This window comes from Acidobacteriota bacterium (genome assembly GCA_028874215.1).
Classification (GTDB): Bacteria; Acidobacteriota; UBA6911; order RPQK01; family JAJDTT01; genus JAJDTT01.
This window is the reverse complement of record JAPPLF010000038.1, coordinates 1-11,621: the sequence shown is the minus strand read 5'-3', so window position 1 is coordinate 11,621 and position 11,621 is coordinate 1. Positions and strand designations below refer to the sequence as shown.

Genomic DNA, 11,621 nt, shown 5'->3' with positions numbered 1-11,621 from the left:
GGGATCGAGGGATCGAGGGATCGAGGGATCGAGGGATCGAGGGATCGAGGGATCGAGGGATCGCTTTTCTCAGCATACCTGATTGCCCATGGAACTTCCTTGGAAGTCAATGGACAGGATACAAGATGTCCGTGAAACAGAAGTGAAAGATTGGGTAGGTGGGACGAAATTATTGTGAAAATATCGATCAATTGTGGACTGTGGTGAGCAGCGCACCCGGATCCTCCATCGAATCGACGTATAGAGATGCTGCACTCCAATCGGGATTTGTCCGGGAGGACCGGTCGGAGACGAGGAAGGGGCGGCAGGTGAACCGCCGCCCTTGCCTCGATCACTACCATGAGTGATTGGCTACCGGGAACCACTCCCGGCATCCGGCACGGGTTCGCTCGAATCTCATGAGGGTGGCCGAGCCGCAGTCCCGCAGGTATCACCGCAGCGGGAACCGTCTCTGCCGGAGCTCCGATAGCCGCCGTCCGGACAGCGGCAAGCGCGGCGGGCGTGGAGCCTCTCCACCGCCTGCCTCTGGAGAGTCTCCAGCCGGTCCTTGTGGATATCAGGGGCGCTCATGCGACCCATCTTGCCCTTCCCGCCAGGGATATTTTGGAAGGGAGCGACCCCCCCCAGGGGGTGCTGCGCAAATGTGAATGGCGCAACACCCCCGCGCCCGCACCGGGCAGGAAAAAGGGGGGGTCGCTCCCTTCCACCTCCGCTTTCCCCGTGCGGGCGCGCCGAAGCCGGGAATGTGGCCGCAACTGACTGAAAGGAAAAAAGATCGGGGAAAGCGGCTTTGTGAATCGCCGGGACCGCTTTTTGTGAATCCACCCCGCATGTCCCGTTCACACTCCCGTACGGGCACGAAACGACACTTTTCAGCGGTCAAAACCGACCTCCCGGACGCCAACTCGAACGCCAGATCCCGAAGCCTGCCGGGAGGACCACCACGGCGGCTCAACGCCGCCGACCGGACACCAGTTGCCGAGAATCGCCGGCCAGATAGCTCGCCCAGTCCTCCATGAGCACACGCCGCCGCTCGAACAGGTCCGTTCGCCGGTACGCCGCCTCGACCTTGTTCTTCACCACATGCGCCAGCGCCGCCTCCACCACCTCGCGTGGATGATCCGTCTCCTCCGCCGCCCAGTCCCGGAAACTCGACCGGAACCCGTGCGGCACGGCTGCGATCCCGTTCCAGCGCAGCAGCTTGCGCAACCGGCCGGAGCCGAGGGGCTTTCCGCCTCCCCGGGTGAAGATCAACCGGGCGGCTCCATCCTCCAGCGTCCGTGCTTCCTCCAGAATCTCCATCGCCCGGCCACACAGCGGCACCCGGTGCTCCCGTTTGGTCTTCATGCGGGTTCCGGGAACCGTCCACGTCCTTCGCGCCGGATCGATCTCCGGCCACTCGGCCCACCGCACCTCGCCCCACCTCGCCGCCGTGAGCACCAGAAACTCGAAGGCCAGCATGGACACGGGCGCCGAGTTCGAGGTCCACACCTTCCGGATCGCCGCCCCCACCTCGCGATGCGGCAAGGCCGGCATGTGCCGCACCACGTCGTCCTGTGCTCCGAGGACCGACACGACGCGGTCGCAGGGGTTGTCGGTCCGGTATTCCATCGCCACGGCCCACTCCAGGACCGTGCGCATGCGCTGGCGCACGATCTGGGCCGTGTGTGACTTCACGTGCCAGATGGGGGTGAGGATCTCCAGGACATCGCCGCTCGTCACCTCCGAGACCGGCATCCGGCCGATGCACGGAAAAACGTAGCGTCGAAAGCTCGCCATCCAGTCGTGAGCCTGCCTTTGATTGCGCCAGCCGGAGCGCTTCTGCTCCACCACCCGCTCGGCGGCTTCGGCGAAGGTCGGCATGTTCCGGGTGCGTCGTCTCTCGATCAGGGGATCCCCACCCTCGCGGGCCAGCTTGCGGTTGGCCCGGGCCTTCTCGCGGGCCTCGGCCAGGGACACCAGCGCCACACCACCGAGACCGAAGTCGCGGCGGCGACCGCGGATGACGAGGCGTTGGATCCAGCTTCGGGCTCCGTTAGGCTTGACGTAGAGGTACAGGCCGTTGCCGTCGCAGTGTTTGCCCGGTGGGGCGGAGCGCACGAAAGCGGCGGAAAGGGCCTTGTGGGGGTGGCGGCCCTTCGGCTTGGTTTTCCGGGCCGAAAGGGGAGAATAAGTTACATCGATCATTACACCATAATAAACGGGATGGGGTTGGATATCAAGGGACGTCAGGGGAGGCCGAAACGGGGTGAAAACAGGTCTAACCTAAATAAAAACAACCACTTAAAGGATATTCCGGGACCTCTTTGGATACCTCTGGAATCAATGGGGTTGTTGAGGGGACGGCAGTCCCCTCTGTACGCTTCCTGACCGCAAAAGAGAAGACAGGGGGACAGGAATGTCCCCCCTCCTGGCCAAGGAAGAGAGATCGGACAAATGAAGCTGGCATTTTCAGTGAGGATGATCCCGCTGCTCGGGTTCGTGCTGGGCGGCGCATGCCAACCGGGAGCGCCCACCGGCGATCGCCCGGACGGGGTGACGGTGCTGGTGGGAACCCGGCCGACGGTTGCGGAGGCTTCGCTCTTCCCCTTCGACAACCATTCGATTCCCTTCACCCAGAACGTCGGGTTGAAGCTGCATCCGCCGCGCAAGCATCCCGGCAATCCGGTCCTGCCCCGGGGGCCGGAGGGGGCGCCGGACGAGTTCGGGGTCCAGTTCTACGGCTCCGTGGTTCGCCACGAGGGGAAGTTCAAGCTCTGGTACGTGGCCATCGGCCGCGATCCCTTCACAGTCGTGGAGGAGGACATGATGTGGACTCCCCGGGTGGACATCATCCCGTTGAAGTGGCGCGCCGCCTACGCCGAGAGCACCGATGGAATTCACTGGACGCGCCCCGCGCTGGGCCTGGAGGAGTACGACGGCAGCCGGGACAACAACCTGGTGCTGATGGAGCCGGCGCCGCTGGGAGTCATCAACCTGAAGGTGATCCACGATCCCGAAGACCCCGATCCCTCCCGGCGGTTCAAGATGTCGCTGCACACCTGGTGGCACGAGGAGGGGAAGAAGGGGCTGGCGACCCTGGCCCCCGCGGTGAGCGGCGACGGCCTGCGCTGGCGTCTGGCCATTCCGGCGACACCGGAGAACGGACTGCTGCCCAAGGAGAGCACGGTCATCCCCACCGACCACTTCGAGGCCGCCGGGGGACTCTACAAGTGGGGCGGACTGTTTCACGCATCGGGCCAGGGAGCCCGGCCGGTCTATGCGGTCGACTCCTGGGGCCGGTCGGTGGGCACCTACCGCTCACCCGATTTCGTCCGGTGGGAACACACCGGGACCCTCTCCTTTTCCCGGGAGGGACAGCACAAAAAGGTCCCCAGCGGCTCCGGGGAAGAGTCACACGAAGGGATCAGCGTCTGGAACCGGGGCAATGTGCTGCTGGGGCTCTACGGAGTCTGGCACGGCTCGCCCGATTGGCGTGGGAGGACCGTGGACCTGGGTTTCGTCGTCAGCAACGACGGCGTCCATTTCCGGGAGCCTCTCACCGATTTCATCTTCATCCGGCGGGGGGAGGACCACGAGTGGGACCAGGGCGGCCTGATCCAGGGCCAGGGATTCGAGAACGTGGGGGAGGAGACCTATATCTGGTACGGCGCCTGGGACCCGGGGTCGCTGGAGCCCCGGGGCGGCGTGGGTCTGGCGACGCTGGAGCGGGACCGCCTGGGCTCCTTCTCGGTGCGGGACGACTCGATTCCGGCGGCCTTCATGACGGCCGCCGTCGAGGCCCGCGGCGAAGCGACGCTGTGGGTCAATGCCGAGGGAGTTTCCGAAGACGCCACGCTTCGGCTGGAACTCTATGACGCGTTGGAGCGGCCGCTGGCCGGTTATTCGGGCGAGGGGGCCGCCTTGTTGACGGAATCGGGGTTGCGGGTCCCGGTCTCCTGGCCGGAAGGGAACGGGATTCCGGGACCGGAGAAACCCTTCAAGATCAAGGTGAGCTTCGAGGGAGAGAAGGTGGCTGGAATCCGCGTCTACGCCCTCTATGTCGGGACCTGACGGCGCGGCGGGGAGGGTTTCACACCGGTCTTGACGCGGTGAAGGCGGTGATGGGCGGGGAGGCCATGAAATCGTCCCAGAAGGGATTGTCTTGCTGGGACGGGTGCAGCGACAGCTCCACCCATCGGAAGTCCCGGAAACCGGCGGCGCGGAAGGCGCGCTCGTAGCTGCGCGGTTCGAGGTAGTAGTTTTCGAACTCGAATCGCTGCCCGTCCTCGTTGGTGATGGCGTACAGAATGACGTCCCCTTCCTTCGGCTGGGGCGGGCAGGATTTCTCCAGGCCGTATTTTTGCAGGGAAACGGACTCCACGGGCGGATTCCGGACGTTGTCGTTCACGCCGGAGAAACGTCCTCCCGGCCGTAGCGCGTCGTGGCAGACCCGGCAGAAGCGGAGGAGCCGCTCCCGAGTGCGGGCGTAGTTCAGCAGATACGTGGCGACGACCAGGTCGACCGGCTCCGCCGGTGCGAAAGCCGCGGCGTCCCGCTGCAGATAAGTGCAACCGAGAGGACTTCGCCTTTCTTCCCGTTCCGCCAATCGAATCATTTCCCTGGAGACGTCGACGCCCGTGACCTCGGCAGCGCCGGCCCTTTTCAGCAGGCGCGTGTAGAAGCCGTCCCCGCAGGCCAGGTCCAGGACCCTGTTTCCTCGAATGTCTCCCAGGAGCTCGAACAGTGTGAACCGCTCGATCAGGTGCCGAAACGGGAGTTGCTTGGAATCCCGGTAGGCTTCAGCGATGGAGTCGTATTGTTCCATTGCGTGTGCCCGAACGTTCGCTCTGGCGCGGCGGGTCGCTCCGCGCATGGGGAGACTAGTCCGGAACCACCATGTGGTAGACGAGGGGCTGCACGTCGGCGGGGAGGCGTTGATAGACCGATTCCGGCAGGGGCTGGACCTTGGGATCGGTATGGTCGCCTCCTCCCCGATCCTCGATGATCTGCTTCCGGTCGCGGCTGCCGGGGCGCAACGGCCCCAGGTTGACCCACCAGGGAGCGTATCGAACCAGGACCCCGACCCGCTCCTCGTTGGTCACGTTGGGCGCGATGCTGTGCCAGGTCCGGGCATCGAAGACGGCCACGTCTCCGGGGTTTCCCTCGATCTGGGTCTCCCCCTCGAATACCGAGTTGGGATCCAGGTCGGTCCCTTTTCGGGGAGCCCGGTTCCGCAAGTGGCTGCCGGGGATCACCATGGTTCCGCCGTTGGCCCGGGTGAACCGGGACATCATCCACATGGTCACCAGATTCAAGATCACGTCGGGATAGGGGGCACGGACGCAGGAGAACTGGTCCTGGTTGTAGGGCCAGTCGGCGTGGACTGTCCCCCGCTGAAGTCCGGGACCGTTGATGGTTCCGGTGAGCATGGAGATGCGGGCGTTGTCGCCGAAGAGCTCGTCGACGACGGCCATGATCCGGGGATGGGTCAGGTAGGGGGCGATGGCCTGATTCAAGCGGAGGAAACCGGTGACGTATCCCTGGGGCAGGGGCAGGCTCGTGTGCTCGCGAACCGTCGCGGCGACACTTCTTCGAACCGCACCCACCTTGTCGACCGGAATGACCGATCGCAGAATCACATAACCGTCACGGCGGAGCACGTCCATCGGATCTTCATGCATCACTGAACCTCTCGCGGAAGTCTCATACCAACGGCCGGTGTTATCAACCAGTCTACCGGTCTTTCCCGTCCGATCAAATGACAATGCGGCGGCGACCCTGTAGAGTTTTAGCAAGTCGCGGGGTGGCATCCAGGCCCCGAACACATCGAGCCGGTCCAACGGAGAAATCAATCATGTTCGTCCGCAGGGGATTCCGTCGGCTTCAATGCCTGATTCTGCTTCTGGGTGTGTGGGGAGCCGGGATCCGGGCCAATCCAGTCGACGTGGGATCCCGGAAGCAGCTCTTCTTCGACGACCACGTGATCGAATCCATGCAGGGCGTTTACCGGATCATGAACCAGCCCCTCAAATATGCCGGGAACCCGGTGATCCGGATGGACCGGTGCTGGGAGGCGGACATGCACTTCGGCAACTCCCCCAACCTGGCCTTCGATCCGGACCGCAATGTCTACCAGATGTGGCACCAGGTGGTGAACTACGACTGGTCGGACAATTTCGTCGGCTACTACGAGTCCCGCGACGGCCTCAACTGGGACAAGCCGCTGGTGGGCCAGTTCGACTACCACTCCCGGTGGTGCCCGGGAGATGCCTCCCGCAATCACAATTTCGTTTTCGGGAAGGACGTTGGAGCCCGCGCCCCCGGCGTGGCGCGCGACCCGCACGAGTCCGATCCCCGCAAGCGCTACAAGATGCTCTACCGCCACAACAGCAAGGACCCGAAGGTGAACGGGGTCTGGGCGGCCCATTCCCCCGACGGCATCCAATGGGAACTCTACGACGGCATCAATCCGGTCTTCCTGAACAACGACACCCACCAGGTCTTCTTCTGGGACCCCCGGCGCAACCTCTACGTGGCGCATATCCGTCTCTGGCCGCCCATCTTCAAGGACCACCCGTTGTTTCGGGGCACGAGGCGCGAGGGCCGGGTGAGGACTCCGGGGATCGCCACCAGTCCCGATTTTCTGAAATGGGACGCCCCCGCGGAGATGAGGGACCCGGTGGAGGTGAACCGGAAATACATCCTGGTCCCGCCGGACGAGAAGGACGCCCCCTGCACCGGCGGTTTCTACACCTTCGAGACCCTGCTCTACGAAGGGATCTACATCGGGTTCCTGACCCCCTATCACATCTGTCCGGGGATGGAGCCCATGACGCCTCCCAGCCGGGATCTGGCGCGAAACCCCTGGCTGGACCGCATCGACATCCAGTTGGCCTTCAGCCGCGACGGCACGAACTGGCAGCGGGTGGGCCAGCGGCGGCCCTTCATTCCCAACGGACCGGAAGGCAGCTACGACTCGGGGATGATCTTCGTGGCCCAGCCTCCCCTGGTCCGGGAGGACCGGGGCGAGATCTGGCTCTACTACACCGGGTTCAAGAAGGGCCATTGGGGGGTGCGCCGGGGTGAGAATCAGGAGAGTTCGCAGAACCTCGCCACCCTGCGTTTAGACGGCTTCGTCTCGCTGGCGGCGGGACGGGGCAGCTTCACTACCAAGCCTCTGAGATTCTCCGGGAACCGGCTGAGACTGAACGGGTCGACGGCGGGAGACGAGGGCGCCATCCAGGTGGAGATCCTGGACCCCGAGACCGGGGAGCCCCTGCCCGGCTATTCGCGAGAGGATTGCCAATCGTTTCGGGGAGACTCGATCGCGCACACCGTGAGCTGGAAGAAAAAATTCGACCTGACGGCTCTGAAGGGGCGCGTCCTCCAGCTCCGGTTCCACATGCAGCGCAGCAAGATCTTTTCCTTCCAGTTCTTTGCGGAATGGCTCATGGCGGATCCCCCGCAATGATCATGCCACAGGCTGCTATATTGTCTTCATAAGGATGCTCACCCTTCGAAACTCGGTGGCCGCCGGCTTGATCCTGCTGGCGTCCGCTTCGACGGACGCCGCCGGGCAATCCCAAAGCGACGAAGAGCGCCGCGAGAAGATGCTCCGGGAGGAGCAGGAGGACTACTACCGGAAGTGGCTCCGGGAGGACGTGGTCTACATCATCACCCAAGAGGAACGGGAGATCTTCCAGAGCCTGACTGCCGACGACGAGCGCGACGCCTTCATCGAGCAGTTCTGGAGGCGGAGGGACCCGGACCCCAGGACCACCTACAACGAATTCAAGGAAGAACACTACCGCCGCGTCGCCTACGCCAACGAACGCTACGCTTCCGGCGTGGAGGGCTGGTACACGGACCGGGGCCGCATCTACATCACCTACGGCCCCCCCAACACCATCGACGACCACATGGGGGGCATGTATCGGCGCCGGCCCGAAGAGGGGGGCGGCTGGACCAGCACCTATGCCTTCCAGCGCTGGTTCTACAACTACATTCCGGGCATCGGATCGGGGATCGAGATCGAGTTCGTGGACGCCAGCAGGACGGGGGAATACAAGCTGGCGCTGAGGCCCTCCGAGAAGGACGCCCTCTGGGTGAGCGGCGGAGGGCCGACCCGCTGGGAACAGATGGGCCTGGCGACCCGCGACGGAAGCATGGTCTCCGACCTGGCCATGCGGCGCCTGGGCCTGGAAACGGAGCCCATGTACATGAGGGGCGCCAAGCCCTTCGACCGCCTGCGGCAATATTTCGACCTTCGCAGGCCTCCCGAGTTCAAGTTCGAAAAGCTGGCCACCGAAGTGGAGACCCGGATTCTTTACAATCCGATCCCGCTTAAGGTCGTCTCCGCCGTCTACCGCGTGGGTCAGAACGCCTTCCTGATTCCTCTGACCGTCCAGATTCCCGCCACCGAACTGTCGTACGCGCAGTTCGGCGAATCGAACCAACGGGCGACGGTCGAAATCTACGGCAAGGTCGAGGACCTGTCAGGGAAGGTGGTGTACGAGTTCGAGGACACTCTGGCGGGAGACAAGGGAGTCGACGAGATCCTGAGCACCGAGACCCATTTCCTCTACCAGAAGCAGATTCCGCTCCGGCCGGGACGCTTCAAGTTCAACCTGGTGGCCAAGGACACGCGTAGCCAGCGGGTGTCCCAGGCCGCGACCTCCATTCACGTCAGCGAGTCGAAGGCCGGGAACCTGGCCACCAGCAGCCTCATTCTGGCGGACGGGTTGGCCTCATCCGCACGGGAAGAGACGCTGTCGGACCCGTTCAACACGCCCAGCGGGCTGAAGGTCTTTCCCAACATCACCCGCGAGTTCCGGACCGGATCGAAGTTGCACGTCTACACCGAAATCTACGAGCTCCAGGTGGACCAGGCCATGCTGGCGCCGCTGGTCCAGGCCAAGCTCCTGGTCTTCCGCGGAAGGGACCAGATCCTGGTGGAAGAGCCCCGGATGATCCAACTGGACGACCGCGTGGTGTTGATCCAGGAGATGGAGCTCAAGGACCTGGTTCCCGGCACCTACCGGATCATGCTGCAGGTCCAGGACCAGGTCTCGGGCCAGTCCCTGGTGGAGCCGGCGAGCTTCAAGATCCAAGGAGCGGAGACATCCTAGTCGCCGAACCGGGGGGGTTAGGGGCGACGGCAGTCCCCCTCTACACTCTCCTGAATCACGGAGCGACAAAGATGAGTGGGGGACCAACATCCCGTGCATTGCCTTGCCGAGCCAGAACGTGCCGCTTGAGGACGTCCAGAATCTGGCCGGTCACGCACATCCCGACACCACGCAGGTTTACGACCGGCGCCGTCGGCGCGTTTCCCGCAACCTGATGGCGCGGCGGCATCACTCCCGCCCGCTGCAATTCGTGGGGCACTTTCGTCGATAAGCCCCTTCGCTTAATGGCGGTGAATAGAGCGGGCCCGTGGAGGTTGCGGTGAGTCCCGGATCCGGGACGGATCCATGGCTCCGGCTCGCAATCAGAAAACGAACCGCAGACCGAACTGGCCCTGGAACTGACCGCTGGGGACGACGCCCCGCGCCTGGTTAGCGCTGGAGGAGCGTTGGTTGCCATCGAAGTTCACGAAGTTGGCCCGGTTGCCAATGTTGTACATCTCCCACATCACGTCCACTCTCGTAGCCTCGGTAATGACGAACTTCTTCGTCAACCGCAGGTCCCACCGGAAGAAGTTCGCGCCGCGGCCGGCCCAGGCCCCGACTCCCCCCGGACGGTCGTTGCGCAGGAAGTCAAAGTTGTCGTCGTTGCCGGTCGTGATGTCGTAGGGCGGCGCGCTGTTGGCTGTAAGGATCGACGACACCTGTACGTCGTGGGGAAACCGGTAGATGAAGTTGCCCGTGAAACGGTGCCGCACGTCGTTCTCGGTCGGGCCGAAATTGGCCTCGCCGTGCTTGATGTGCGGTGAGGTCCAGTCGAAGCCTTTCGCTGAGCCTAGCGAGTAGCCGGCCAGAAAACCGAAGTCCCGCGTGAACCGCTTCTCGATCCGGAAACTCAAGCTGTTGATGTGCAACCGGTTGGTGAAGTCGGCGACCTGGATCCGCAGACAGCCCGCACTATTGGAACGCAGGTTGGCCGCCGTTGCCGGCAACCCCAGCTGCGCAACGATCTGGCGGGCGAACGGGCACACTCGACCTGACGGCGATGTGGCCCCTGGCAGCGGCGCGTTCGGTTCCCATGAGGTTGACAGGCCCGGACCCCAGTCGTAGTTCAGACCCAAGATGTGCACGAAGTCCACCGACACGGCCAGGTCCTGCTTGATCCCGTACTGGAAGCCCGCGTGGGACTGTTGGGTGTAGGGCGTGTTCATCCGCGCCGAAGGCGCATCGGGGGTTCCGCCGACGCTGGCGCCTCCCGGCAACAGCAGGGTCGCGATCCGGTTCGGGAAGTTCCTCTGGATGATCGCGTTCTGCGCCGCGTTCGAGGCGTTCAACTGGGTTCCCGAAATCAACAGCCCGTTGTAGCTCAAGACCCGGCTCCGGAGCGTGCTCGTGTTGATCCGGTCATGGAAGATGCCATAGCTGGCCCGGACCACCGCGTGACCGTTGCCGGTCACATCCCAGGAGAAGCCGAAACGCGGCGAGAGGTCCAGCTTGTCCTCGACACCCGGACGCCAGTCCCTCACCGGCAAGGCGCCAAGTTCGCCCAGCGCCACTGACACCCAGACATCCTGCGGCCGGTCCCGCGAGAAACCCGGCTGTTCGAAAGCGTCCGGTCCGCCGATGGACGCCACGCCGTCCACATCCAGATAGGTCCGTTTGTCCCAGCGCAGCCCCATGTTGATCGTGAAGCGCGGCGTCGCCCGCCACGTGTCGTTGACAAATGCGGCGTAGGAGGCCACGTCGCGGCGGATGCTGATGAACCTCGGCTCGGTTGAAGTGCCGTTCTCGAACGGGAGGTTGAAGTTCGCCGTATAGCGGTCCGGCAACGTCGCCGTATCGGATGGGAACCGGTAGACCCCCTGGAAATCCACATTCGCGTCAGCCGTAGCCAGGACCCGATTCGATTCTCCGCCCCACTTGAACGAGTGGTTGCCCCGCTCCCAGCTCATCGTGTCGGAGAAGATCCAGTTCGCCTGGACCCGGCCCTGCGGGACGTTGCCCGCCACGCCGAGGTCGACCGAGGGAAAATCCAGCGTCGGCAGAAACCGTCCGCTCGCACTGGCCTGCAAATCCCGGGACAGGCGCTGGATCGAGCGGTTCGCCCGGAATTCGTTCACGATTCTGTCGCTGATGAGAGACGTCAGGCTCGCCGTTGCGTAATAGGAGCTGCGCATGTCGTCGAACCCGTTGTCGGCTCCGTTGGTCTGCCCGGTCCGCTTGTTGGTGAACTCCCTGTCGTCGTACAGGTACATGACGTTCATCGTGTGCCTCGGATGCAGGTTGAGCGTGAACTTGCCCAACACGTTCCGCTCGTCCACCGACCGCGGCAGCGCGCTGGACGTGTCGTAGCCGGCATTCAGGGAATCCACGAACGCCTTCACCGAATCTGGAATCGTCACCTGCGAGCTGTTCGCTTCGGTGCGGCGTTCGATGGATCCGAAGTAGAACACCTTGTGCCGCACGAACGGGCCGCCTATCGTGAACCCGTACTGCTGGGTCTGGAACGGCGGC

The 11,621-nt window shown here is 63.9% G+C and carries 7 protein-coding genes; 3 read left to right on the top strand and 4 right to left on the bottom strand.

Features of this window, described 5'->3' with window-relative positions:
• Nucleotides 1-951: 951 nt before the first annotated feature.
• Nucleotides 952-2,187: an integrase arm-type DNA-binding domain-containing protein gene (locus tag OXT71_06955; GenBank protein MDE2926120.1), complete on the bottom strand. Its 1,236-nt coding sequence runs from the start codon at nt 2,185-2,187 to the stop codon at nt 952-954.
• 249 nt (nt 2,188-2,436) lie between these two features.
• Here OXT71_06955 and OXT71_06950 point away from each other — a divergent pair, with 249 nt between their 5' ends.
• Nucleotides 2,437-4,053, top strand: a complete 1,617-nt coding sequence (locus OXT71_06950) for a hypothetical protein (GenBank protein ID MDE2926119.1) — start codon at nt 2,437-2,439, stop codon at nt 4,051-4,053.
• 19 nt (nt 4,054-4,072) lie between these two features.
• On the opposite strand, the gene OXT71_06945 is transcribed toward OXT71_06950, so the two are convergent.
• Nucleotides 4,073-4,807, bottom strand: a complete 735-nt coding sequence (locus tag OXT71_06945; protein ID MDE2926118.1) for a class I SAM-dependent methyltransferase — start codon at nt 4,805-4,807, stop codon at nt 4,073-4,075.
• A 55-nt stretch (nt 4,808-4,862) separates the two neighbouring features.
• Nucleotides 4,863-5,663 (bottom strand): phytanoyl-CoA dioxygenase family protein, encoded by an 801-nt coding sequence (locus OXT71_06940; GenBank protein MDE2926117.1) that lies wholly within the window; start codon nt 5,661-5,663, stop codon nt 4,863-4,865.
• A 173-nt stretch (nt 5,664-5,836) separates the two neighbouring features.
• Between OXT71_06940 and OXT71_06935 the strand changes: the two genes are divergently transcribed.
• Both OXT71_06935 and OXT71_06930 read left to right on the top strand, forming a co-directional pair.
• On the top strand, nt 5,837-7,453 hold the full coding sequence (locus OXT71_06935) for a hypothetical protein (GenBank protein MDE2926116.1): 1,617 nt from the start codon (nt 5,837-5,839) through the stop codon (nt 7,451-7,453).
• 34 nt (nt 7,454-7,487) lie between these two features.
• Nucleotides 7,488-9,110 (top strand): GWxTD domain-containing protein, encoded by a 1,623-nt coding sequence (locus OXT71_06930; GenBank protein ID MDE2926115.1) that lies wholly within the window; start codon nt 7,488-7,490, stop codon nt 9,108-9,110.
• A 362-nt stretch (nt 9,111-9,472) separates the two neighbouring features.
• On the opposite strand, the gene OXT71_06925 is transcribed toward OXT71_06930, so the two are convergent.
• A partial coding sequence (locus OXT71_06925; GenBank protein MDE2926114.1) for a hypothetical protein occupies nt 9,473-11,621 on the bottom strand: 2,149 nt, incomplete at its 5' end.

Excerpts from the sequence above, each read along its gene's own strand:
- OXT71_06955 (MDE2926120.1), bottom strand. The coding sequence starts at position 2,187 with ATGATCGATGTAACTTATTCTCCCCTTTCGGCCCGGAAAACCAAGCCG.
- OXT71_06950 (MDE2926119.1), top strand. The coding sequence starts at position 2,437 with ATGAAGCTGGCATTTTCAGTGAGGATGATCCCGCTGCTCGGGTTCGTG.
- OXT71_06945 (MDE2926118.1), bottom strand. The coding sequence starts at position 4,807 with ATGGAACAATACGACTCCATCGCTGAAGCCTACCGGGATTCCAAGCAA.
- OXT71_06940 (MDE2926117.1), bottom strand. The coding sequence starts at position 5,663 with ATGCATGAAGATCCGATGGACGTGCTCCGCCGTGACGGTTATGTGATT.
- OXT71_06935 (MDE2926116.1), top strand. The coding sequence starts at position 5,837 with ATGTTCGTCCGCAGGGGATTCCGTCGGCTTCAATGCCTGATTCTGCTT.
- OXT71_06930 (MDE2926115.1), top strand. The coding sequence starts at position 7,488 with ATGCTCACCCTTCGAAACTCGGTGGCCGCCGGCTTGATCCTGCTGGCG.